Source organism: Erythrobacteraceae bacterium WH01K (assembly GCA_027941995.1).
Lineage (GTDB): Bacteria > Pseudomonadota > Alphaproteobacteria > Sphingomonadales > Sphingomonadaceae > CAJXSN01.
The window spans coordinates 1,365,341-1,389,368 of the sequence record CP115966.1; the positions used below are offsets into that span (position 1 = coordinate 1,365,341).

Annotated in this window: 22 protein-coding genes, 1 tRNA gene and 1 other RNA gene; 16 read left to right on the forward strand and 8 right to left on the reverse strand. The window is 63.4% G+C overall.

All coding sequences use genetic code 11. The features are described 5' to 3' along the window. Positions 1-4: 4 nt before the first annotated feature. Entirely contained in the window at positions 5-577 is a 573-nt protein-coding gene (locus PF049_06775) for a helix-turn-helix transcriptional regulator (protein WBY17834.1), read from the reverse strand. 96 nt (positions 578-673) lie between these two features. Here PF049_06775 and PF049_06780 point away from each other — a divergent pair, with 96 nt between their 5' ends. Continuing rightward, positions 674-1,144, forward strand: a complete 471-nt coding sequence (locus PF049_06780; GenBank protein ID WBY17835.1) for a DUF6456 domain-containing protein — start codon at positions 674-676, stop codon at positions 1,142-1,144. Here the strand turns inward: PF049_06780 and PF049_06785 are convergent. Both PF049_06785 and PF049_06790 read right to left on the reverse strand, forming a co-directional pair. Continuing rightward, positions 1,129-1,698 carry a uracil-DNA glycosylase family protein gene (locus tag PF049_06785; GenBank protein ID WBY17836.1) on the reverse strand — a complete coding sequence of 190 codons (570 nt, stop codon included), beginning with the start codon at positions 1,696-1,698 and terminating at the stop codon, positions 1,129-1,131. The two genes, PF049_06780 and PF049_06785, sit on opposite strands and share 16 nt — an antisense overlap. After that, positions 1,695-3,512 carry an ATP-binding cassette domain-containing protein gene (locus PF049_06790; protein ID WBY17837.1) on the reverse strand — a complete coding sequence of 606 codons (1,818 nt, stop codon included), beginning with the start codon at positions 3,510-3,512 and terminating at the stop codon, positions 1,695-1,697. The genes PF049_06785 and PF049_06790 overlap by 4 nt, the downstream gene beginning before the upstream one ends. A 99-nt stretch (positions 3,513-3,611) precedes the next feature. Here PF049_06790 and PF049_06795 point away from each other — a divergent pair, with 99 nt between their 5' ends. The 4 genes from PF049_06795 to PF049_06810 all read left to right on the forward strand — a co-directional run bounded on the left by PF049_06795 (position 3,612) and on the right by PF049_06810 (position 6,989). After that, on the forward strand, positions 3,612-4,358 hold the full coding sequence (locus PF049_06795; GenBank protein WBY17838.1) for an SIMPL domain-containing protein: 747 nt from the start codon (positions 3,612-3,614) through the stop codon (positions 4,356-4,358). A gap of 70 nt (positions 4,359-4,428) precedes the next feature. Further along, on the forward strand, positions 4,429-4,731 hold the full coding sequence (locus tag PF049_06800) for a PepSY domain-containing protein (GenBank protein ID WBY17839.1): 303 nt from the start codon (positions 4,429-4,431) through the stop codon (positions 4,729-4,731). A gap of 118 nt (positions 4,732-4,849) precedes the next feature. Continuing rightward, positions 4,850-5,527 (forward strand): response regulator transcription factor, encoded by a 678-nt coding sequence (locus tag PF049_06805; protein WBY17840.1) that lies wholly within the window; start codon positions 4,850-4,852, stop codon positions 5,525-5,527. A 127-nt stretch (positions 5,528-5,654) separates the two neighbouring features. Next, positions 5,655-6,989, forward strand: a complete 1,335-nt coding sequence (locus PF049_06810) for an ATP-binding protein (protein WBY17841.1) — start codon at positions 5,655-5,657, stop codon at positions 6,987-6,989. Positions 6,990-7,100: 111 nt separating this feature from the next. Here the strand turns inward: PF049_06810 and PF049_06815 are convergent, their stop codons facing one another. Then, positions 7,101-7,325 carry a hypothetical protein gene (locus PF049_06815; protein ID WBY17842.1) on the reverse strand — a complete coding sequence of 75 codons (225 nt, stop codon included), beginning with the start codon at positions 7,323-7,325 and terminating at the stop codon, positions 7,101-7,103. A 193-nt stretch (positions 7,326-7,518) separates the two neighbouring features. Beyond that, positions 7,519-7,863, reverse strand: coding sequence for a chorismate mutase (locus tag PF049_06820; GenBank protein ID WBY17843.1), 345 nt, complete (start codon positions 7,861-7,863; stop codon positions 7,519-7,521). A gap of 70 nt (positions 7,864-7,933) precedes the next feature. On the opposite strand from PF049_06820, the gene PF049_06825 reads away from it, so the two are divergent. From PF049_06825 to PF049_06835, 3 genes are read left to right on the forward strand one after another with little or no spacing between them, the layout of a single operon-like run. Then, positions 7,934-8,956: a polyprenyl synthetase family protein gene (locus PF049_06825; GenBank protein ID WBY15340.1), complete on the forward strand. Its 1,023-nt coding sequence runs from the start codon at positions 7,934-7,936 to the stop codon at positions 8,954-8,956. A 19-nt stretch (positions 8,957-8,975) separates the two neighbouring features. Beyond that, entirely contained in the window at positions 8,976-11,408 is a 2,433-nt protein-coding gene (hrpB, locus tag PF049_06830; GenBank protein ID WBY15341.1) for an ATP-dependent helicase HrpB, read from the forward strand. Positions 11,409-11,424: 16 nt separating this feature from the next. Continuing rightward, on the forward strand, positions 11,425-11,703 hold the full coding sequence (locus PF049_06835) for an ETC complex I subunit (GenBank protein WBY15342.1): 279 nt from the start codon (positions 11,425-11,427) through the stop codon (positions 11,701-11,703). A gap of 16 nt (positions 11,704-11,719) precedes the next feature. On the opposite strand, the gene PF049_06840 is transcribed toward PF049_06835, so the two are convergent. Further along, entirely contained in the window at positions 11,720-12,097 is a 378-nt protein-coding gene (locus tag PF049_06840) for a hypothetical protein (GenBank protein ID WBY15343.1), read from the reverse strand. 206 nt (positions 12,098-12,303) lie between these two features. Between PF049_06840 and ffs the strand changes: the two genes are divergently transcribed. The 5 genes from ffs to PF049_06865 all read left to right on the forward strand — a co-directional run bounded on the left by ffs (position 12,304) and on the right by PF049_06865 (position 17,666). After that, an RNA gene (gene ffs / locus PF049_06845) (signal recognition particle sRNA small type) lies at positions 12,304-12,398 on the forward strand. Between the two features lie 69 nt (positions 12,399-12,467). Beyond that, complete coding sequence (locus tag PF049_06850) at positions 12,468-14,312, forward strand: DNA polymerase III subunit gamma/tau (GenBank protein WBY15344.1); 1,845 nt, start codon at positions 12,468-12,470, stop codon at positions 14,310-14,312. A 1-nt stretch (position 14,313) separates the two neighbouring features. Continuing rightward, a complete protein-coding gene (locus tag PF049_06855) occupies positions 14,314-14,655 on the forward strand; it encodes a YbaB/EbfC family nucleoid-associated protein (protein WBY15345.1) in 342 nt (113 codons plus the stop codon). 188 nt (positions 14,656-14,843) lie between these two features. Then, entirely contained in the window at positions 14,844-17,234 is a 2,391-nt protein-coding gene (gene lon / locus PF049_06860) for an endopeptidase La (protein WBY15346.1), read from the forward strand. A 159-nt stretch (positions 17,235-17,393) separates the two neighbouring features. Next, a complete protein-coding gene (locus PF049_06865) occupies positions 17,394-17,666 on the forward strand; it encodes an HU family DNA-binding protein (protein ID WBY15347.1) in 273 nt (90 codons plus the stop codon). Between the two features lie 160 nt (positions 17,667-17,826). Here PF049_06865 and PF049_06870 read toward each other — a convergent pair whose 3' ends face one another. Further along, positions 17,827-18,735 carry a hypothetical protein gene (locus PF049_06870; protein ID WBY15348.1) on the reverse strand — a complete coding sequence of 303 codons (909 nt, stop codon included), beginning with the start codon at positions 18,733-18,735 and terminating at the stop codon, positions 17,827-17,829. Positions 18,736-18,759: 24 nt separating this feature from the next. Beyond that, positions 18,760-19,545, reverse strand: a complete 786-nt coding sequence (rlmB, locus tag PF049_06875; GenBank protein WBY15349.1) for a 23S rRNA (guanosine(2251)-2'-O)-methyltransferase RlmB — start codon at positions 19,543-19,545, stop codon at positions 18,760-18,762. 166 nt (positions 19,546-19,711) lie between these two features. Here rlmB and PF049_06880 point away from each other — a divergent pair. From PF049_06880 to PF049_06890, 3 genes are all read left to right on the forward strand, one after another. After that, positions 19,712-19,797: transfer RNA gene (locus PF049_06880), tRNA-Tyr, on the forward strand. Between the two features lie 347 nt (positions 19,798-20,144). Then, positions 20,145-22,688, forward strand: coding sequence for a TonB-dependent receptor (locus PF049_06885; GenBank protein WBY15350.1), 2,544 nt, complete (start codon positions 20,145-20,147; stop codon positions 22,686-22,688). Between the two features lie 128 nt (positions 22,689-22,816). After that, on the forward strand, positions 22,817-23,944 hold the full coding sequence (locus PF049_06890) for a beta-ketoacyl-ACP synthase III (protein ID WBY15351.1): 1,128 nt from the start codon (positions 22,817-22,819) through the stop codon (positions 23,942-23,944). Positions 23,945-24,028: the final 84 nt, after the last annotated feature.

The window sequence follows — 24,028 nt, forward strand, 5'->3', positions numbered from 1 at the left end:
AATCCTACAGACGGCGGATGAGCATTTCGCACACGGCGATCCACGCCGGTGCGTCCACGACCTGCTGCTTCGCGCCCATTTTCGGCGGGAGCAATCCGATCATGGAACCCTGACGGTCGATCAACCGGCCGAAGGCGAACCGGCCGCCGGGGCGCGGCACCAGCACGTCACGGTTTACCGCCATGCCCGCATCCTGCGGGTCGATCTGCCTCAGCCAGACCTGGTCGCCCACGAGATATGGACCGCAGGCCACCTCCACGTTCAGAACGACGAGCTGCCCTTCGCCCGCCAGATCGGCAGGAAGGATGGCATCGAGCGGTGTCGGCAGTGCCTCCGGACCGGTCGGGGTGAGAGAGGCGACGACTTGCGGATGTGCGTTGCCGTCGGACCGGACGAGCGTTTCCGGGTCGACCTCCAGCGCAGCGGCGATCCGCTCCATCCAGGCGAGCGACAGGTTGCGCATCCCCGTTTCGAGCCGCCCGATGGTTTGCGCCGTGGTCTTCGGATCGCAGGCTTCTGCCAATTCGGCCAACGTCATGCCGCGGTCCTTGCGAATGGTCCTGATACGATTGATCACCTGTATTTCCCTGCTGCCGAGAAAACACTTTCCTACAAGTATGGACGTTTGGCAACGATGGTTTCTCCAAATCGGTTAATTGAGCAGGAGTGAAGCATGCAGCGCGAACTGGTCGAACGCGAACTGACGTCCGAAGGCCCCGTCCGCGGGTCGTCCGGCCGTGGCAAACGGCGAACGGTGACGGTGAATGCCGCCGAATCCCCCCTGGCATGGCTTCATTCCCGAGGGCATATCGACGATCGCCTGTTCGATGCGGGCGAGCGGCTTCGAAGCGATTACGAGCGCGCCCAGCTCGGGCCCAATGTCACCATGCGATGGGATCCGGTTCGGATGAAAGGCGGAGACGCCGGTCTGACAGCGACAGAGCGGCAGATCGCGGCCAAGGACCGCTTCGACGGAGCCTTGGCGCAGGCGGGTAGGGGCCTCACGGACATTCTGTGGCGCGTGGTTTGTGGCGGCGAAAGCCTGGTCGTGGCGGAAAAGGCGCTCGCGTGGCCGAGCCGGTCGGGCAAGCTCGTGCTCAAGCTGGCTCTGGACCGGGTGGCCGATTATTACCGCATTACCTGAGCGATCCGTAAGCGCAGTTCGGGCAGGACCTCGGCCTCGAACCAGGGATGGTCGCGCATGAAGAGCGTGCTTCGCCACGCAGGGTGGGGCAGCGGCATCACCGAGGGCAGGAAATCGCGGAACGCTGCAACGCGTTCCACCAGCGTCTGGCGCCGCGTTTCGGGTAGGTAGTGCGCCTGGGCATAGGTTCCGACGAGCAATGTCAGCCGCTCTTCCGGAAGCTCTGCCAGCACCCGCTCGTGCCACAGCGGCGCACATTCCGGACGAGGCGGCTTGTCACCGCCGGAAGCCTTGCCGGGGTAGCAGAAACCCATCGGGACCAGGGCGACCTGGGCGGGGTCGTACATCTGGTCCTTCGACAGGCCGGTCCATTCCCTGAGACGGTCGCCGCTGCGGTCGTCCCACGGAATGCCGCTTTCGTGGACCTTCGATCCCGGGGCCTGCCCGATGATCAGTAGCCTCGCGGTGGCAGAGAAGGATATGACGGGCCGAACGCCATGCGGCAGGCTGGAAGCGCAAACCTTGCAGGCGGCAATCTCCGCCTGCAGCGTCATGTGCCTTCGACCCTTTCGGCGAGTTCCAGCCAGCGTTCCTCGGCCGTGTCCTTTTCGGTTCGCGCGTTCTCCAGACCCTTGGAGATATTGGCAAATTTCTGCGGGTCGGTGTTGAACAGGTCGGGGTCCGACAAGATCTTTTCGCCGCGCGCGATGGCCGCCTCCAGTTCCTCGATACGGGCGGGGAGGAGGTCGTAGTCGCGCTGCTCCTTGAAACTCAACTTGCCCGGGCGCGGGGTCGAAGTTTGGGCGGGAGCGGCTTTCGAGGAAGTCGCTGTTTCTTTCGGCGCTCGCGACTTGCCCACGGTGCGGGTCTGCCGCTTGCGTTCCCAGTCTTCGTATCCGCCGGCAACGATGTCGACCGATCCGCTACCGTCCAGGCCCAGCGTAAGCGTGACCGTCTTGTCCAGGAAGTCGCGATCATGGCTGACGATAAGGACGGTGCCTTCGTAATCCGCAATCACTTCCTGCAGCAGGTCGAGCGTTTCGAGGTCGAGATCGTTGGTCGGCTCGTCGAGCACCAGCAGGTTGGACTTGCGGGCGAATTCGCGGGCCAGCAGCAGGCGCGATTTCTCGCCGCCCGACAGGATGCCGACCTTGGTATCGACGATGCCCGGATCGAACAGGAAATCCTTCAGGTGCGCCTGCACGTGCTTGCGATTGCCTTGTACGTCGATCCAGTCCCCTCCTTCGGCCAGTACGTCGCGCACCGTCTTGTCCGGTTCCATCAGGCTGCGCTGCTGGTCGATCATGACGCCCGTCAGCTTGTTGCTGATGTCGACCGTTCCGCTGTCCGGCTCCAGCTCGCCCGTCAGCATCTTGAGCAGGGTCGTCTTGCCGGCGCCGTTCGACCCGACGATCCCGATCCGGTCACCGCGCTGGATGCGCAGGGAAAACGGCTTGATGACCTGCCGCTCGTCATAGTTCTTGGCGATCTTGTCCGCGACGATCACGGACTTGCTCCTGAAGTCTTCCTCGACCGCCAGTTTCAGCTTGGCCGAACCGGATGTGTCGATCATCGCCGCACGTGTGGCGCGCATCTTGTAGAGCGCTTCCAGCCGGCCCTGGTTACGCTTGCGCCGGGCGGTGACGCCGCGCTCCAGCCAATGGGCTTCCAGCTTCAGCTTGGCGTCGAGCTTTTCCGCCGCGCGGGCCTCTTCGGCATAGACCTGTTCTTCCCACGCCTCGTACCCGCCAAAGCCGACATCCTTGCGCCGGATCGTCCCGCGATCGAGCCACAATGTCGCATTGGTCAGCCGTTTCAGGAAGGTACGGTCATGGCTGATGACGACGAATGCGCCGCGATACCGCTCCAGCCAGCCTTCCAGCCATTCGATCGCGCTGAGATCGAGATGGTTGGTCGGTTCGTCCATCAGCAGAAGGTCGGGATCCTGTGCCAGCGCACGGGCAATCGCGGCCCGGCGACGTTCGCCGCCGCTGGCCCCCTTCGCCTGGCGGTCCATGTCGATCCCTAATTGCCCGGCTATCGCTTCGACCTCGTAGCGCTCCGGCGGATTATCCCCGCCCAGCGCGAAATCCATGAGAGTTTCGTAGCCGGTGACGTCCGGATCCTGCTCCAGCGTCACGATCCGCGTTCCCAGCTTGACCTTGCGCTGTCCGCGATCGGCTTCGATCCGGTCGTCGATCAGGCGGAACAACGTCGTCTTGCCTGCACCATTGCGGCCGATCAGCGCCAACCGGTCGCGCGGCCCGATATGCAGGTCGATATCCTCGCGGTCCGGTCCGCCAAGCAGCCAGCGACCGCCCTGCTGCAGCCCGAGACCTTCCCAGGAAAGAATTGGAGGTTGTGCCATAGGCGCGCGAGGTAAGCTTTGCGCGTCGCCGGAACAAGGCGTTCATGCTGGCGTAAACGGTTACGAGACACTCTTTTCGCCCACGACACGGAGTCCTTCATGATACATCTTCGCAAATATGCCGCAGCTCTCGCCGTATCGTCGGCCACCCTGGCCGCGCTGCCCGCCGCTGCTGCCGAGGTCCAGATCGCAGCCACGAACCCCGTGGTCGAACTGAGCGTCTACGAGGAAGTCGAGGTCGAGCCCGACACAGTTACCATCAGTGCCGGGGTGGTCACCGATGCCCCGACTGCGGTCGAAGCGATGCGGCGCAATTCCGAACAGATGGCCCGCGTAATCGAGGAAATCGAGGCACAAGGAATTGCCGAACGCGACATCCAGACGACCGGCATCAGCCTGAATGCGCGGTACGACTACAACCAACGCGAGCAGCGCCAGATATTCCAGGGCTACCGGGCGGCAAACCGGGTGAGCGTCAAATTCCGCGATGTGGCGCGTGTGGGCCCGATCCTCGATACGCTGGTCGCGGCCGGTGCGAATGACCTGTCGGGTCCCACTTTCAGCAAGGAAGACGATAGCGAAGCCAAGGCGCAGGCCCGCAGCCGGGCGCTGGAAACGGGTCGGGCGATGGCTATGGCCTATGCTCGCACGGCCGGATATTCCGGGGTCCGCATCCTGCAGATTGCCGAGAGCGTCCAGAACAATGGACCAAGCCCGCAAGGCGACGTCATCATCGTCACTGCCTCGCGCCGTGAAGGCTCTCCCGTGCCGGTCCGACCGGGCGTGATCGGAACCGGGGTCAACGTGTCGATCACTTACGAGATGACGGGCGGTCCGGGCGCCTGAGGCGGAGCGGCGTGACGGAAGCCGGCATTCAGAAACCGTTCAATGCTGCGAGTTTAGGGATATCGGCATCATGAAAACCATGCTGATATCCCTCGCTGCAGCCGCTCTGGCCGTTACCGGCCTTGCTGGTCCCGCCGATGCGCAGCAGCGCAAGCCGCAGGACGAGGCACGCAAGGAAATGCGGGCCGGCAACGTCCTCTCCCTGCGTGAGATCGAACGGCGTGTCCTGCCGATCATGCGCGGGGCGGAATATCTTGGTCCGGCTTACGATTCCACGGCCGTCGCCTATCGGCTGAAATTTATTCGCGATGGCAAGGTGACCTTCGTCGACGTGGATGCGCGCACAGGCCGGGTCCTTCGGCGGTCGCGCTGAGACCGGGCCGCGCAGCCTGCTACCGTACTAGAATTGGCAGGAAACCGGCGTACGCATTGACGCGTTATGACCATTCGCGCCACAAGGCGCGCAAATGTGAAGGGGGCCGGATCGAGCCATGCGTATTTTGATTGTCGAGGACGAACCCACGCTGGGCCAGCAGCTGAAGAGCACGCTGGAGCAGAATGGTTATGCCGTCGATCTTTCCACCGACGGGGAAGACGGGCATTTCCTCGGATCGACCGAGAATTACGATGCCGTAATCCTCGATCTTGGTCTGCCGGAAATCGACGGACTGACCGTGCTGGGGATGTGGCGCAAGGAAGGCCGGGAATTCCCGGTCCTGGTGCTGACGGCGCGCGATAGCTGGTCCGACAAGGTCGCAGGGTTGGACGCAGGTGCGGACGACTATCTGGCGAAACCGTTCCAGACGGAAGAACTGATCGCCCGCCTTCGTGCGCTCATCCGCCGTGCCTCCGGCAATACTTCCAGCGAACTGACGGCCGGCGATGTCCGGCTGGACACGCGCAGCGGCCGCGTCACGCTGAAGGGGGAACCGGTCAAGCTGACGGCGCAGGAATACAAGCTGCTGAGCTACCTGATGCACCACAAGGGGAAGGTCGTCAGCCGCACCGAACTGATCGAGCATATCTACGATCAGGATTTCGACCGCGACTCCAACACGATCGAAGTCTTCGTCACCCGCATTCGCAAGAAGCTGGGTGCGGACGTCATCACCACGATCCGTGGCCTCGGTTACAGCCTCGACGACCCCGCCGACGCGCCCCGGGCCTGACGCCGCCGCGCCCGCTGGCGACGGCAGCTTGGCGGCAGACGGCCCGGCAGCCTCGGGAAGCGGGACGGGTGCGTCCGGCGACGACGTAACGCAAGGTCCGCCCCATACTGGCAGTCTTGCCCGGCGGATGATGCTGATCTCCGCCGGCTGGGTGGCCGTGCTGCTGCTCAGCGGCGGATTTGCCCTCGACCGTACGCTCGTCAACCTGGTGGAGCGTAATTTCGACGAGCAGCTCGAATACGTACAGACGGCCCTTATAGCGTCGTCGGAAATCGGCCCGGACGGCGAGGTCCTGCTGTACAGGCCGCTGGGCGACCAGCGTTTCCTGGAACCCAATAGCGGTGTCTACTGGCAAATCAGCGGGCAGGGGCATGACGACTGGCCCAGCCGGTCGCTATGGGACCGGACCCTGGACGTGCGCAGCCAGAGCCCGGGCGCAGAGCCGGAATTCTACGACAGCAACCAGTTCGCGGACGAACCGCTGCGTATGGTTGAACGTAGCGTCGTCCTGCCCGACAGCGACACGGAATGGACCTTCGTCGTCGCTTCGGCGCGCGAGGAACTGGACGGGCAGATCGCCCGCATCCGGTCCATTCTGGTGTGGAGCTTCCTGGTACTGGCGATCGGCCTGATGATCCTGGCAGGATTGCAGAGCTATGTCGGCCTGCGACCGCTGAGGCGCGTGCGGGAGGCTATCCAGCGGATCCGGACGACGGGCACAAACCGTGTCACTGACCCGCTTCCATACGAGGTGCAGCCGCTGGTGCAGGAATTGAACGCCTTGCTGGCGCATTCCGAACGGCAGGCGGAAGAGGCACGGACCCATGCAGGCAATCTCGCCCACGCCTTGAAAACGCCGCTGACCGTCCTGACGAATGCCGCCACCGCCCGCGCTGCCGACATCAACGAAACCGTGTTCCGCGAGACCCGCACGATGCAGCGCCACGTCGACCACCACCTTGCTCGGGCAAGGGCGGTCGGCAGGCGCGCTACCGGCCTCGCACGAACCTCGCTCAGCGACAGCGCAGAAGCCGTGCGCCGCGCGGTCGAGCGTCTCTATCCGGGCACGCGGTTCGATATCGACGGCAAGCGCGACGTGGGTGTCGCCATCGAGCGGCAGGACCTCGACGAAATCCTAGGCAATCTGATCGAAAACGCAGCCAAATATGGCGGGGGGAGTGTTTTCGTCACTCTCGATGCCGAGAGGTATGATGGCGATCCCTCCATGTGCGTCATCTGGATCGAGGATGACGGAATGGGCATCCCCGATGCGGAGCGTGACCGTATCTTCGACCGCGGGGCCCGCCTTGATACCGGGAAGCCGGGGACGGGCCTTGGCCTCGCCATCGTCCGCGATGTTGCGGAAATTTACGGCGGAACCGTCACGCTGGGCGAAAGCGAAGATCTGGGCGGGCTTCTGGTTCGGCTTGTTTTGCCGCGTGCGGGAGAGATTGCGGGATAGAGTTCCCGGTCCGAGGAAAGCAGCCGCCAGTTCCCGTGCCGAATTCAAAGCAGTCGGACAAAAAAAAGGGGCCCCGAAGGACCCCTTTTTCAATTACCATCGAACGCTGTGTTAAGCGCTGATCGAGTCGAAATCGTCGTCGTCGCCACCGGTTGCGCCGATTGCGATGGCCAGTGCGAGCAGGCCGAAAAGACCAACAATGGCACCAGCCGAGCCGCCAACTTCGCTCTCGCCGCTAAGCGGAGCGGAACGATCGGCTACCGACGCCTGTGCCGCGATTGGGGCAACCGCAAGGGCACCAGCTGCAGCTGCGAGGGTAAGCTTTCCAAGTTTCATTCTCGAATCTCCGTATTTGAAATCAGGGTTGTCCTAGGATGAGGCAATTTGTCTTGCAACTGTCAACGTGGGTCGCCCGACCGGTTTATGTGACAGAGCGGCTGATATGCCACACTTCAGCGTTTCTGGAAGAAAGGTAGCCAGCGAAGTGGAGGTTTTTCCAGCATTTATCTCTGAAATGGGCGACCAATTTTCAAGCCGGAGATGAAATCTGCGCCTTCTCGTGATGGCGAATTACCTCGTCGATGATGAAGCGCAGGAACTTCTCCGAAAATTCGGGATCGAGCTCTGCATCTTCGGCCAGCGCGCGAAGGCGTGCGACCTGACGCTTCTCGCGGCCGGTATCGGCGGGGGGCAGCGCAACCTTCGCCTTGTACGCCCCGACAGCCTGCGTGATGCGGAACCGTTCGGCCAGCATGTGGATGAGCGCGGCGTCGATATTGTCGATCGAACGGCGATAGGTCGCCAGCACCGGATCCTCTGACTGCTGGTCTGCGGGCGGCGTCTCCGCGTCTGCGGTTTGGTCGTGCTCTGTCATTTCGGCGACAGTGCTAGCATCAAATCCCGCCTTGCCAAGCGCGCGGCTGACACGCATGGGCTGTTGCACGATGAGTGCAGACATCCTGACCTTCCCCCAAGGCCCGCAAAGCTCGCCGCCGACGCTCGATCCCATGCTGTCCCTTACGGCGTCCGGCATGAACGCGGTGAACGCCGTCATCCTCGACCGGATGCAGAGCGAAATCCCGCTGATCCCGCGGCTGGCGGGTCACCTGATCGCCGGTGGGGGCAAGAGGCTGCGTCCGATGCTGACATTGTCGGGTGCAGCCTTGGTCGGGTACCAGGGCACTCGCCATCACAAGCTGGCGGCGGCGGTGGAATTCATCCACACGGCGACGCTTCTCCACGACGATGTCGTGGATGGCAGCGAACTTCGCCGGGGCAAGGCCGCGGCTAACATCATCTTCGGCAATCCCGCGACCGTGCTCGTCGGCGATTTCCTGTTCAGCCGGGCTTTCGAGCTGATGACCGAGGATGGCAGCCTGAAAGTGCTGAAAATCCTCTCCTCTGCCAGCGCCGTGATTGCGGAAGGGGAGGTCGCGCAATTGTCGGCCCAGCGCCGCATCGCCACCAGCGAGGAGAAATATCTCCACATCATCGGCGCGAAAACCGCCGCCCTGTTTGCCGCAGCCAGCCGTATCTCCGCAGTCGTGGCGGAATGCGACGACGCGCAGGAGCAGGCGCTGGACGATTACGGGCGCAATCTCGGCGTTGCGTTCCAGCTGGTCGACGATGCGCTCGACTACGATTCCGATGCAGGCCAGATGGGCAAGGACCGGGGCGACGACTTCCGCGAAGGCAAGATGACCCTGCCGGTCATCCTCGCCTATGCGCGCGGCGATGCGGAGGAACGCGCGTTCTGGGAGGCGGCCATAGGCGGCCACCGCACCAGCGACGAAGACCTGGAGCACGCCATTCGCCTGATCGATCGGCATGATGCGGTCGAGGCGACAAGGGAGCGCGCGCGCCATTACGCGCAGCGCGCTGCCGACAGTCTCGCTATCTTCCCCGATGGGGAGGCGCGCGCCGCCATGGTCGAAGCCGCGCAGTTCGCCGTTTCCCGGGGCTATTGACCGCGGGGGGCCAGACGCGGTGACGAGAGGTCTTCCCGTCGAACAGGTCCTGCCGGAATTGCAGGCCGCCCTGCGCAGGCAACCGAGCGCGGTGCTGATTGCGCCGCCGGGCGCCGGGAAGACGACGGCGGTTGCGCCCGCCCTGCTGGACGAAGGCTGGTGCACGGGCGAGATATTGCTGCTCAGTCCGCGCCGTGTTGCTGCCCGATCGGCCGCGGAGCGGATGGCGCAGACGGCAGGGGAAAAGGTCGGCGAAACAATCGGCTATGCGACGCGCCTCGACACCAGGCGAAGTGCGCGAACCCGCGTAACCGTCATGACAGAGGCGATCTTCGTGAACCGCATCACGAACGATCCCGAACTGGAAGGGGTCAGCGCGGTCCTGTTCGACGAGGCGCATGAGAGGAACCTCGACAGCGACCTCGGCCTTGCACTCGCTATCGAGACCCAGAGGATCCTGCGGCCCGACCTGCGCATCCTCGTGATGTCGGCCACTATCGATGGCGCGCGCTTTGCCCGTTTGCTGGGCGAAGACGCGCAAATCATCGAAAGCGCAGGTCGCAGCTTTCCATTGGAAATACGGTGGCTTGGAGACGATCCCTCGAAGCCTCTGGAGGACTCGACGACCTCCGCAATACGCCAGGCATGGCACGAAACCGATGGTGACATCCTCGCTTTTCTTCCCGGGCTGCGCGATATCGAAAGGGTCAAGGACAAGCTGGTGGCAGTCTATCCCGATACGCCGGTCCTCCCGCTCCATGGCCAGGTAGAACCTGCGGCCCAGCGCAAGGCGATCCGGCGGGATGATGAGGGGCGACGGCGCATCGTTCTGGCCAGCGCCATTGCCGAGACATCGCTCACGCTCGACGGCGTATCGGTCGTCATCGACAGCGGATTGTCGCGGCAGGCCTTCTACGATCCCGTGGGCGGAGCGACGCGGCTGGAGACGGTTCGTGCCAGCCAGGCATCTGCCGAGCAGCGTGCAGGCCGCGCAGCGAGGCAGGCGCCGGGGATCGCCTACCGATTATGGAACGAGGCCGGCCATGGCGGGCGTCCGGCATATTCCGCACCCGAAATCGAAATGGCGGATCTTGCGCCGCTCCTGCTGATCCTGTCCGATTGGGGGGCAAGCGATGCCGCTTCGCTGCCATGGCTCGATCCGCCGCCGGAGGCATCGCTGCGTTCGGCTCGGGAAAGGCTGGTGCGTTTGGGGGCGCTCGATGACAGCGGTCGAATCACGGATTTGGGGGAGAAGATTGCGTCTCTCCCGCTCGACCCAGCATCGGCAGCCTGCGTGCTGTTCGGTGCCCGTTCGGGGCAGGCGCTGGATGCGGCAAGGCTCGTCCTCCTGTTGCAGGAGCGCGGGCTGGGTGGCCGCAGCGAGGACCTGCACCGCAGGCTGGGCGGCTGGCGAAGCGATGGCAGCAAGAAAGCCAAGGCAGCCGAGGCGCTCGCCCGGCGGTGGGCGCAGGCGGCGGAAAAGCTGGTCGATCGCTCGGCCATGCAGGCAGGCGATGCAGCAATATTCCTGGCCCTTGCAAGGCCGGATTTCATCGCGAAGCGGCGCGATGCAAGCGGTGAGAACTGGCTCAGTGCAGGGGGGCGCGGCTATCGCCTCGACCCGGCATCGCCGCTCGCCCGGTCGGAATGGATCGTGATCGGCGATGCGCAAGGCCACGCGCAAGGTGCGCGAATTACCTCCGCTGCCGAACTGGAACCTGCGGCCACCGACACCGATCTGGCGCATCTGGTGGATGACCGGCGCAGTGTGCGCTGGAACGACAAGGAGGGGCGGGTCGAGGCGCGCCGTGAACGCTCGCTCGGTGCCATCATCATCACGCGTGCTCCCGATGCCGACCCTGATCGGGAAGACGTGTCGCGGGCGCTGCTGGATGCAGCGCGCGAACGGATATCGGACCTTCTACCGCCGGACCTGCTGGCGCGGGCGGAATATGCAGGGATCGGCGGATTGTCGCGGGTGGAGCTGGCCGCGACTGCGGACCAATGGCTCGCACCCCTGCTGGAAGGGAAACGCACTCTCGACCTGAAGAAGTCCGCTATCGCAGAGGCAGTGCTCGGACTGATAGACTGGGGCGACAGGCAGAAGCTCGACCGCGAGGCGCCGCGTGAATTCACCTCGGCTGCCGGGACCCGTCATCGCATAGATTACACGAGCGACGAAGCTCCGTCGGTGGAAGTGCGGGTGCAGGCCATGTTCGGCATGGATACCCACCCCACGATCGGCCGGGTCCCGCTGCTGCTGAAGCTGACGAGCCCCGCCGGGCGTCCCATCCAGTCGACCCGTGACATGCCGGCCTTCTGGCGGGGCAACTGGGACGATGTGCGAAAAGACATGAAGGGCCGGTATCCCAAGCATCGCTGGCCGGACCAGCCATGGCTGGAAAAGCCGAGCCTGAAGACGAAGAACGCCTTTTCAAAAGGGCAGGGCTGAATTACAGCGCTGCCTCATGGCAGCACGTATCTATCAGAGACCGAAAAGCGTCATGCAGTCCGGCAAGGCCCGGATCGACGAGTGGGTGCTCGAATTCGAGCAGTCGGAGGCGCGCAAGGCGGATCCGCTGATGGGCTGGACCGGCAGCGGCGATACGCAGGCTCAGGTGCAGCTTTCCTTCGAAAGCAAGGACGCGGCGAAAGCCTATGCGGAAAAGCACGGCATCCCGGCGCGCGTCCATGCCACGCCGCCCAAGACGCTGAAGCTGCAGGCTTACGCCGACAATTTCAGGTAGCCTCGCGCGCCGCGCATCATTCGAACATCAATCGCTGGACGGGCCGGGCAACGCCGCCCTGCCATTTCGCGCGACCCTCTTCGACGGCGCTGCGGCAATCTGTTGCATCATTGCCGATGTCGCCCACGATGTAGAGCGTTCCTGCCGCCCCTTCGCTGGCGAACCGGATATCGTCGCATTCGCCGTCATGCGCGAAATAGCTCTCGTCGCCGCCAAAATCGATCGCTTCTCCGTCAACCGGCTTGGCGAACTGGGGCGAGAGGCGGATGCGTCCCTGCTTGAAATCGGTCCGGCAGTCGCTGGCATCGCGTCCGATATTGTCGGTGGTGAGCCCCGGCGCCATCGCCGCCCCTTCGAAGCGGGGATCGTCGCACTGGCCGTTCGTTGCATACATGCCGAAATCGTCCCCGAAATCGATCGATACGGTCGCGGGAGATGCGCTTCCGCCGGCCTAGTAGAAAGTGGCCGCCGGAAGGCTGCCGAGAACGATGGCGTTGGTGAGAAGGGCGAGACGTTTCATGGAGAGCCCTTTCGCTGCCTTTCGGCGATAGGGCTACTTCGATGTCTTGCCAATCGCAGACAAGCGCCCCATATGGCGGCCCGGGAGTCGGGTGGACGTTTGCGTTCGCTCACCGGGTCAGGTCCGGAAGGAAGCAGCCCAGGTGGATTGCGGCGGGTCGCTCGGCTCCTTTTCCCCCTCAAATTATCATGCGCCCCGTGCTGACGGCATGACATTGCCGGCCTGCCGCCCTACCTAGGTGGGTATGGGTGATTCACCGGACAGTTCCGACACGCCGCCATGGGGCGATACCGAAGAGGACGACAAGCCGACAGCCGCTGAGCTGGAGGCGGCCGGCCAGGATTCCATGTTCGGTGATGCCCCGCAGGAACCGCAGGCAGCGACAGGTACGGCCCCCGCAGAGACCGCTGTGCAAGAAAGTGCCCCGTCCACTGCGACGCCGCCTGTCGTGCAGGATACGGCGACCAACCAGCCATACCGGGTCCTCGCCCGCAAGTACCGGCCACAGACCTTCAGTCAGTTGATCGGTCAGGAACCGATGGTCCGCACGCTCGGGAATGCGATCGAGCGCGACCGGCTCGCCCATGCCTTCCTGATGACCGGTGTGCGCGGGGTGGGCAAGACATCGACAGCGCGCCTGATTGCGAAGGCGCTGAACTGCATCGGCCCGGACGGGCAGGGCGGTCCAACCATCGATCCGTGCGGCCAGTGCGAACCGTGCGTCGCCATTGCGGAAGGCCGCCATATCGACGTGATCGAGATGGATGCCGCCAGTCATACCGGCGTCGACGACATGCGCGCCGTGATCGAGGCCGTGCGCTACGCCGCCGTATCGGCGCGCTACAAGATCTACATCATCGACGAAGTCCACATGCTCTCGCGCAGCGCCTTCAACGCGCTGCTGAAAACGCTGGAAGAGCCGCCGGCGCATGTGAAATTCCTGTTCGCCACGACAGAGGTGGAGAAGCTGCCGGTAACGGTTCTCAGCCGGACCCAGCGCTTCGACCTGCGCCGCATTCCTGCCGAATTGCTGGAGAAGCACTTCGCTTGGGTCTGCGAGCAGGAGGGCGTGGAAGCGGAGGACGAGGCCATCGCGATGGTCGCGGCCGCAGCGGAAGGGTCCGTGCGTGATGGCCTGTCCATTCTCGATCAGGCGATTGCCCATGCCGACCTGGGCGACGGCGGGAAGGTTTTGGCTGCCCGCGTGCGCGACATGCTGGGTCTGGCCGACAAGGGAGCGCAGCGGCGCTTGCTCGGTCACTTGCTCGAAGGCGACCCAAAGGGGCTGCTCGCAGCAATCGACGACCAGTACGCCCTTGGCGTCGAACCGCTTGCACTCATGCGTTCGCTGATGGGGCTGGTCCACCGGATCACGCTGACGCAGATTGCCGATGGCGAGCCCGACGCACCTAGCGCCGAGGAACGCGATGCGCTGGTCGACTGGGCGAACCGCCTGACAGCCGGACAGCTCCATCGCCTGTGGCAATTGATGCTGAAGGGGTATGACGAGGTAAAGGCCGCGCCCGATCCGCTCGTCAGCACGCAAATGGCTTTCCTGCGCGCACTGCACGCAGCGGACCTACCGGATCCCGGATCGCTTGCGAAGAAGATCGAGGAGGCCGCCGCAGCGGCAGCGTCCTTGCCCGCGCCGACCGGCGGTTCAGGAGAGGGCGGGGCGGCCCCGCCCTCCTCATCAACCGCATCGCCGGACCTTGCCCGGATCGCGGATGCGGCCGAGGATAAGGGGCACGCCCTCGCGGCAAGCATCATGCGTCTGCAGGTCCGGGTGGTGGAAATGACCGACGGGCATCTCGTATTCACGCGGGCCAGGCATTTCGCGGATGACATCTCGCCCGAACTGCGCGGGGCGTTTCTCGCAGCGACGGGCAAGCGCTGGCAGGTGGAAGAACGCCCCGGTGTCGAGGCGCCGCCCAGCCTGCAGGAACAACTGGAGGCCGAACAGCGTGCCGCGCGTGAGGAAATGAAAGCCCATCCGCTTGTGAAGGCTGCTTTTGCCGCCTTTCCCGATGCGGAACTGATCGAGGAGCCGGACGCTCCCATCCCTGCAAGAGCCAATTGGAGCAGATAACATGCAATCGATGGAAGAAATGATCGCCGCCGCACAGAAGGCTGCGGAATCGATCCAGACGCAGATGAGCGAGGCGCAGGCCAAGCTCGATTCGATCGAGGTCGAAGGCGTTGCCGGCGGCGGGCTGGTGAAAATCCGCTGCACGGCCAAGGGGCGCATCCTCTCCGTAAATATTGACGAGAGCCTGATGAAGCCCGACGAAAAGCAGATGGTCGAGGACCTGGTGACCGCCGCCTTCAACGATGCACGTGGCAAGGCCGACCGTGTGTCGAACGAGGAAATGCAGAAGATCCAGCAGGGAGTCGGCCTGCCGCCGGGAATGAACCTGCCCGGCATGGGATGATGCAAACCGCGTGAAGGGCGGGGCCGACGCGCTCCGCCCGGCCGGGGTTTTCCTCCGGCTTTTCGGCAGCTTCGGACACTCTCGCGAAGTCTGTGCACCTTTTGCCGGTCCGATGTTGCGACCGGGCGGCCCCGTCCCCATATCCACTGGCAAGAACGCGCGCCTGATGCGCCTGCCAGTGAGATAGAATGACACAGCTTTACCCGCTCCTCCCCCTTCGCGACATCGTGGTTTTTCCCGGCATGGTGGTCCCCCTGTTCGTGGGCCGCGACAAGTCGGTGGCCGCGCTCGAGGAAGCGATGGAGGGCGACAAGGACATATTCCTCCTGGCGCAGCTCGACCCCGGCTGCGAGGATCCGGCACAGGACGACCTGTACGATACGGGCGTCGTCGCCCAGGTCCTGCAGATGCTCAAACTGCCCGACGGGACCGTCAGGGTCATGGTCGAAGGCCAGTTCCGCGCACGCTCTCGCGCGCTGCGCGCCGAAGGCGCGATGGTCGTGGCCGAGGTCGAGCCCATCGACGAAATCCGTGCAGAGGGTACGGAAATCACCGCCATGATGCGCAGCGTCACCGAACAGTTCGGCGATTATGCGCGCCTCAACAAGAAGCTGGGCGAGGGGGCCGATGAGGACCTCTCGGACATCGAGGATGCCGGCGACCTGGCGGATGCGATTGCCGCGCAGATCAGCGCCAAGGTATCCGACAAGCAGGCTCTGCTGAGCGAGGCCCACCCGCGCAAGCGGCTGGAAATGGTCATGAGCCACATGGAGGGCGAACTCTCCGTCCTCCAGGTCGAGAAGAAAATCCGCGGCCGCGTGAAGCGCCAGATGGAGAAGACCCAGCGCGAATATTATCTCAACGAGCAGATGAAGGCGATCCAGAGCGAACTGGGCGGCGACGGGGAAGATGGCGACGAAATGGCCGAACTGGCCAGGACCATCGAGGAGACGGAGCTTTCCAAGGAAGCTCGCGCCAAGGCCGACAGCGAGTTCAAGAAGCTCAAGGCCATGCAGCCGATGAGCGCGGAAGCCACGGTCATTCGCAATTATCTCGACGTTCTGCTGGGCCTGCCATGGGGCAAAAAGAGCAAGCTGAAAAAAGACATCGGCGAAGCGCAGGAGGTGCTGGATGCCGATCACTTCGCGCTGGAGAAGGTGAAGGACCGGATCGTCGAATATCTTGCCGTGCAGGCGCGCACGAACACTCTGAAGGGGCCGATCCTGTGCCTCGTCGGGCCGCCCGGTGTCGGCAAGACCAGCCTTGGCAAGTCGATTGCCCGCGCGACGGGGCGCGAGTTCGTGCGCCAGTCGCTCGGCGGGGTGCGCGACGAAGCGGAAATCCGCGGACATCGCCGGACCTATATCGGCTCGCTTCCCGGCAAGATCGTGACCAATCTGAAGAAGGCCGGAACCTCGAATCCGCTGTTCCTGCTCGACGAGATCGACAAGCTGGGCCAGGATTTCCGCGGCGACCCCGCGTCCGCCTTGCTGGAAGTGCTGGACCCTGAACAGAACTCCAAGTTCCAGGATCACTACCTGGAGCTCGATATCGATCTTAGCGACGTGATGTTCGTCTGCACCGCGAACTCGCTCAACCTCCCGCAGCCGCTGCTCGACCGGATGGAGATCATCCGGCTGGAAGGCTATACCGAGGACGAGAAGGTCGAGATCGCGACCCGGCACCTGCTGGAAAAGCAGGTCGAACAGCACGGGTTGAAGCCGGAGGAGTTCACACTCACTGAACCGGCGCTGCGGGACCTGATCCGCTATTACACTCGCGAAGCCGGCGTTCGCACGCTGGAGCGCGAGATTGCCAAGCTGGCCCGCAAGTCACTGCGCAAAATCCTCGAAGGGGATGTGCAGAGCGTCACCGTCACACCGGAAAACCTGTCCGAATTCTCGGGCGTTCGCCGGTTCAAGCACGGTATAAGCGAGGAAGAGGCGCAGATCGGCGCTGTCACCGGACTGGCCTGGACCGAGGTGGGCGGCGAATTGCTGACCATCGAAAGCGTGACGACACCCGGGAAAGGCGAGGTCAAGACGACCGGCAAGCTGGGCGAGGTGATGAACGAAAGCGTCGCAGCGGCATTCAGCTTCGTGAAGGCGCGCGCACCTGCCTACGGGATCAAGCCGAGCATCTTCCAGCGCAAGAACGTCCATATCCACCTTCCCGAAGGGGCCGTTCCCAAGGATGGGCCGAGTGCGGGCATCGGCATGGTCACGTCCATCGTGTCGACCCTGACCGGCGTCGCCGTGCGTCCCGATGTCGCCATGACCGGGGAAGTCACCCTGCGGGGCCGTGTGCTGCCCATTGGCGGCTTGAAGGAAAAACTCCTCGCGGCGCTTCGCGGTGGAATAAAGACAGTCCTGATCCCGGAAGACAATGTGAAGGACCTCGTCGAAATCCCGGACAACGTGACGGACGGTCTCGAGATTGTCCCGGTTTCCCACGTGGACGAGGTGCTCGAACGTGCCCTGGTGGCGTTGCCGGCGCCGATCGAATGGACGGAGGCGGACGATCTCGCATCGCAACCGGCACCGGCAAACCCTGCAGGCGACGCCCCCACGGCGCATTGATTATCGCCTTCAAGGCACGACAGGCCGCTAAAAGTGCAGAAACGGGGCGGAAACGGGCGTTTCTGCCCCGTTTTGCCTTTGACACCGGTCCGAAAAACGGGTGTGATGCCGCCTTCCGAAATTTGATTCCACCATTCGATATCCCCGGGGGAGCTTTAGATGAACAAGAACGAACTTATCGGTGCGGTTGCCGACGCCAGCGGCCTTTCCAAGAACGACGCAGCCAGCGCCGTGGAAGGTGTCTTCGATGCGATCACCAAGACGCTTTCGAAGGGCGACGAAGTTCGTCTGGTGGGCTTCGGCACGTTCTCCGTCGCCCGCCGCAAGGCTTCGACGGGCCGTAACCCGCGCACCGGCGAGCCGATGACGATCAAGGCATCGAACCAGCCGAAGTTCAAGGCTGGCAAGGGCCTGAAGGACGCCGTCAACTAAGACGGAGCTTATCGGGAATGCCCGGCATTCCCGTTCGATAGAAAGAACCCCGCTCGCCTATCAGGCAAGCGGGGTTTTTTCTTGTTCGGCCCTGATGCGACCACGATGGCGATGCACCGGCTTTCGCAGGGCGAACGCGGCTGAGGCCGTGCCGGGCTTTTCAGGTCCCGTAATCGATCAGGGCCGTCGGCGCGACGGTCGTCCGGGTATTGATGTCCCACGTCAGAACCTCGCGCCCATCGACCCGCTGCGGGCCTTCATCGGTATTGTTTGCAATGATGCGGGCGTCGGTCACCAGCCTGAAAGCACCCTGCAATTCGGGGAAGAGCGACAGGTCCTCGTCATCCTCTTCGTCGAGACCCGTTGCGGCCATAGCGCCGAACATCCCGGTCATGCCGCCCATCATCGTGCTGAAGGGATCATTGGAATTGCTGACTGCGAAGCCGGGCGCGTCCATCCGGACCTTTCCGTCCTCTCGCAGGGCGAGCTGGACGAAATGATTGGCCATCGGAACGCGCTCCATGGTCGGGAAGACGAAATCATGGCTGAGCCTGCCACGAACGGCGAAGCTGACATTGAACAGGCCGTCTCCGGAATATTCGACACTGTTCCAGCCAACCTGGCGCTCCAGCCGTTCGACGAGTTCCTGCGCGGCGTCGGGATCGGTCGGGTCCAGCCCGCCCAGCATCGCCTTCATCATCTCGCTTTCGCGCTCCTGCTCGCGGGCCTGCTGTTCCAGCGTTTCCTCGTAATCACGCTTCTGGGCCGCGATTTCCTCCGCCGTGCAGGTCCGCTCGACGAAGGCATCTTCCTCCAGACCGTCGTCGTAGCAGGGTTGTTCGACGAACTCGCTTTCCGACTGGTCCATCTTCTGGCCGATCTCGGCCAGCTTGCTCAGGCCCAGCAGATAGATTTCACCATCATAGGTGTATCCGAACGTGCCGCCTTTCTCGATCGTGAGTTCGGCGTCGAACTTGCCCGGCTGCAGGAAACACCCCGTCAGCAGCAGCAGCAAGGCGCTGCAGACCGCGGCTATTTTCGCAGGTGTTCCATTTCGCTCGATCGTCATGTCTTTCCCCCCGGATTGGCAGTCCTAGCGCGTGGCGATCGCGTAGAGCGAGATCGCCGCCGCATTCGAAACATTCAGGCTTTCTATGGTCTCGGATATCGGCAGCGAGGCCAGAGCGTCGCAGTGCGATTCGATATTGGCCCGCATGCCGGCTCCCTCCGCGCCCAGTACCAGCGCCACGGGTCCGGCCGGCAGCGCCTTGGCCAGCGTCATCTCGGCAGCGCCGGTAAGCCCGATGCGCCAGAAATCGTGGTTCGCCAGTTCATCGAGCGCGCGGGCCAGGTTGACGACCCTGATCCATGGAACGGTTTCCAGCGCGCCCGAGGCGGACTTCGCCACCACGCCCGATTCCGGCGGGGCATGACGATCCTGCGTGACGATTGCCGCAGCATCGAAAGCGGCGGCGGACCTGAGTATCGCGCCGACATTGTGCGGGTCCGTGACCTGGTCGAGAACGAGGATGGGGCGGCCCGACCCGTCGATGACATCTTCCAGATAGCGGTCCGCCAGCGGTTCGCATTCCAGCACCAGTCCCTGGTGCGGAGCATCGCCCGCCACCAGCCGGGCGAGGTCGTGTCCATCGGCATATTCGACGGGAAAATCCTGCGGCAATTCGCCATCGAGGGACGCGATGCCTTCACGGGTCGCCCACAGTTTCCTGTGCGAACGCTCCGGATTCTTGAGGGCCGCCTCTACTGGATGGCGCCCCCAGAGGCGGACATGACCGCTCGACGCCTTGCCGCTGCCGCGTCCGCCCTGCATCCTGCCTGCGCGGCCCCTGTAAGCCTTTTTGCGCTCGCCTTTGGCCATGCCGTCCATTCTTCCTTCGCAAGTGTTTGTGCCGCCCTGCCAGCGCCCCCATTGACAGGCAAGCACCGCTTCGCCATTGGGGCGCCTCTCGGCACTTGGGGCTCGCCCGGCGGACCCCGTTTTGCGAAGCGACTTTCCCGATCCGGGGCTGGTCGACAGGCGATGTGGACAGGTGGCCGAGTGGTTAAAGGCAGCAGACTGTAAATCTGCCCGCGCAAGCGTACATAGGTTCGAATCCTATCCTGTCCACCACCGCCAATCCCCAAGAAAATCAGATAATTACGCGGCTTTTGTAAGCAGCCGTCGTCCGGCTGTGCACATTTCTATCAACGCGGTGCGTCAAGTGTCGGCGGTTGAAACCGCCGTTCTTCGCTATCGGACTTCAGGTCCATGCGAGCAGCTTCGGTCAGTCCAGCGTTGAAATAATATTTCAGGAAGAGATGCAAACGGGTAACGCACACGGTCTTACTGTGGGGCAGTAATCAGGTTTGCTTGTCCATTAACCGCTTTGCGCGCATACGTATGAATGCTTGATGCCCGGCAAAACGGGTGCGGCGAAAAAAAGCCGGGAGAAACCCGGCATGATGGAGAGGAAATCTATGAAGCATGTTCTCATGTCGGGCACGGCCGCGCTTGCCTGTGCAATGGCCGCAGCTCCAGCGATGGCGCAGGATGCGGAGGCCCCGGCGGCCGATCCGCGCCTCGAACGCGATGTCATTGTCGTTACCGCGAACCGCCGCGCGCAGGATGTGCAGGATGTGCAGATTGCCGTTACCGCCGTCGATGCACAGACACTCGACCGGCAGGGCGTCGATAATATTACCGAGGTGACGCAGGTCGCGCCCAGTTTCTCCAGCAGTACGGCGCAGATCGCCTCCGGGTCGGTCGTCCTTCGCATTCGCGGCGTCGGCACGACCTCCAACAATATCGGCTTCGAAAGCGCGGTCGGCATCTTCATCGACGGGGCGTATCAGTCGCGGCCCGGCGTCGCGCTGAGCGAGTTCGTCGATATCGAACGGGTCGAGGTTCTTCGCGGGCCGCAGGGCACGCTGTTCGGGCGCAATACGTCCGCCGGTGCGCTCAACATCACTACAAACAGTCCGGACCTCAGCGAATTCGGCGGCTTCGCCAACGCATCCTACGGCAATTTCGACGAGATCAGCGTGCAGGGCGCGGTCAACGTACCGATCGTGCAGGACACGCTCGCTTTCCGCCTGACCGGGGCATACCGCGAACGCGACGGCTTTCTCGACGTGGTCGACGGCGCGGGTAACGTTTACGACGATACCAACAATGTCGACCAGTACCTGGTCCGGGCGCAACTCGGCTTCGAATCCGAGAGCGGCATTTCGGGCCGTCTGATCGCCGATTACGCGAAAAGCACCAACAGTTGCTGCGGCGCAATCGAGCTCTACCAGGCATCAGCGGTGACCGCAGGCGCTTATGCCGCCATCGGCCTGCCGGCCAATGCAGGCAACGGGCAGCCTTCGGTCGCGCTCACGCCTTTCGATCAATCCGGCTTCGAGCAGGCGCTGGACAACCGGACCGTGTCGCTCAACTTCGCACCGGAAGCCGATGTCGAGAACTACGGCGTGACTGGCGAGCTGGAATTCCCGATCAGTTCGGCGGCGGACCTGATCCTCATCGGCTCGTATCGCAAGTTCGATTCCTTCGAGCGCTATGATAGCGATTTCACCGCGCTCGACATCTTCAACGTCGATCCGCTGTTCACCGATATCGAGACGTGGACCGCCGAAATGCGGCTGCAGGGCGAGGGGGCCGGCGGACGCCTGAACTACATGATCGGCGGATATTATTCCGACGAACAGATCAACACGCAGGCCACGTTCATGCTGGGCGAGGATTACGGCGAGAACGTGGGCGCGGCCTTCTTCGGCGGCGCATTCGGTCCGAACCCGCTGACCCTGTTCACCGGCGTGGACCCCGCAGGAACGGTAACGACGAACGCCTTCGACCAGAGCGCGCAGAGCTATTCGATCTTCACCCACAACTCCTTCGAGCTGACCGAGGGGCTGGAGCTGACGCTGGGCGCCCGGTATTCGTGGGAAGACAAGGAAGGCGGCTTCGAACAGATCGCCACCAACAACCAGATATGCCCTGCCTCGGTAAACGCGATCCTGGGCGGTGCGCCTGCCGCCGTGGTCCCTGCGCTGGTTGGCCTCGGCTGTTTCGGCTTTGCCGCTCCTGCCGATCTGCCGGCGGCGGGCTTCCTGCCGCTGGTCCAGACCTTCGATGCGAACTTCAACGACGAGGAACTGATCTACACGGCCAAGATCGGATATGCGTTCGCCGACCCCGTAAACATGTATGCCAGCTTCACGCACGGCTACAAATCGGGCGGGATCAATCTCGATACGACGGCCGCCGTTGCGGGCGCCGATCCGACCTTCCTGTCGGAGGAAGTCGATGCCTACGAAGTCGGTATCAAGAGCCGCCTGCTCGATAATGCGGTCACGTTGAACATCGCTGCCTTCCACGAGGAGTTCAGCAATTTCCAGGTCCTGGAGTTCACCGGCACCGCGTTCCAGACCTTCAACGTACCCCTGGCAAAAACGACGGGGGTCGAGGTGGAAACGTTCATCCGGGCGTCGGACTACCTGACGGTGACGGGCGGCCTGACTGCCCTGAACGCGCGTTACCCCGACGACTGTGCCGCGGGCGATCCGCGCGTGATCGTGAATTCGCTGTGCGGGAACGACCTGACGAATGCGCCCAACCTCGTGGCGGTCCTCGGGGCAACGTATGAGCGCGACCTGACGAACAATCTGGACTTCTTCCTCGCAGGGCAGGTCCGGATGGAAAGCGACCAGCGTACGTCCACGCAGGCCATCGTTCCGCCGAGCCAGGCGGATTTCGATGCTCTGGGCCAGGCCGCGATCGATGCGGCGCCGCTGATCATCGCGGATGTGCAGGACGGGAAGGCCTTCGTGAACCTGCGCGCAGGCGTGGGCACCATCGACGATGCGTTCCAGATCGAGTTCTTCGTCAACAATCTGACGGATGAAGTGACGCGCGGCGTGACGTTCAACACGACGCTCCGCGGAACGGGCGCAGGCAATTCCCGCAGTGCTTTCTCCTTGCAGCCGCGTACCTACGGGGTGGCTGTCCGCACCCGGTTCTGATCTTCAGACACGACCAGGCTGGCGGCCGTCTGCACTCCCGTGCAGGCGGCCGGCGGCTTTTCGGGACGGTGGTTCGGCGAACTATTGCACTCTTGTGACGATGGCCTGCCGAGATTAACGGTCGCCGCATGAGCATGACATACAAGCCCGTAATCTCTGCGACCGGTCTCTTCACGCCGCAGGAAAGCATCACGAACGAAGAACTGGTCGCCAGTTTCAACGAGTTCGTCTCGCGCCACAACGCCAGGTTTGCCGATGAAATCGCTGCCGGCGAGGTCGAGGCGCTCCAGCCCAGCTCGACCGAGTTCATCGAGAAGGCGAGCGGGATCAAGGCGCGACATGTCATGTCTAAGGAGCCGGTCCTCGATCCCGATGTGATGAGCCCGAAATGGCCGGAGCGGTCGAACGACGAACTGTCGCTGATGGCCGAAATCGGCGTTGCCGCGGCAAAGCGGGCAATGGAGAGCGCGGGCAGGGACGCGAAGGATATCGACGCTGTCCTGTGCGCGGCTTCCAACATGGAGCGTCCCTATCCGGCAATGGCCATCGAGATCCAGCAGGCGCTGGGCATCGACGGGTTCGGCTTCGACATGAATGTCGCGTGTTCCTCCGCGACGTTCGGCATCCAGACGGCGGCCGATTACATCCGTGCGGGTAATGCCCGCAGCGTGCTCGTGGTCAGCCCCGAAATCACCTCCGGCCACCTGAACTGGCGCGACCGTGACAGCCATTTCATCTTCGGGGATGTCGCCACCGCCGTTCTGGTGGAAGACGCATCCCTCGCGCCGGAAACGCATTGGGAAATTTTGGGAACGCGCCTCAAGACCGTGTTTTCCAACAATATCCGCAACAATTTCGGTTTCCTCAACCGAGCCCACCCGGACACCGCCGACGCGGCCGACAAGCTGTTCGTGCAGGAGGGGCGCAAGGTGTTCAAGGAAGTGGTGCCGATGGTCGCCACGATGATCCTCGAAGAGGCAGAGCGGCTGTCTATCGATAGCCAGGGTCTGCGGCGCCTCTGGCTTCACCAGGCGAATTCGGGAATGAACCGGCTGATTGCGCAACGTGTCCTTGGGCACGAGGCCAGCGATGAAGAGAGCCCGACTGTTCTCGACACCTATGGCAATACGTCCAGCGCCGGCTCGATCATCGCTTTCCACAAGCATAACGGCGATCTGGAAGCGGGCGATACCGGCCTGATTTGCAGCTTCGGCGCAGGATATTCGGCCGGGACGGTGTTCGTCCGCAAGGTCTGACTCCCGCGGCGCGGGATGGCTTCGTGCCGGTACTGGGCTGAGGATAGCGGTCCGGTTTTGCTTGTGAGGGCAGGGCACGGGTCG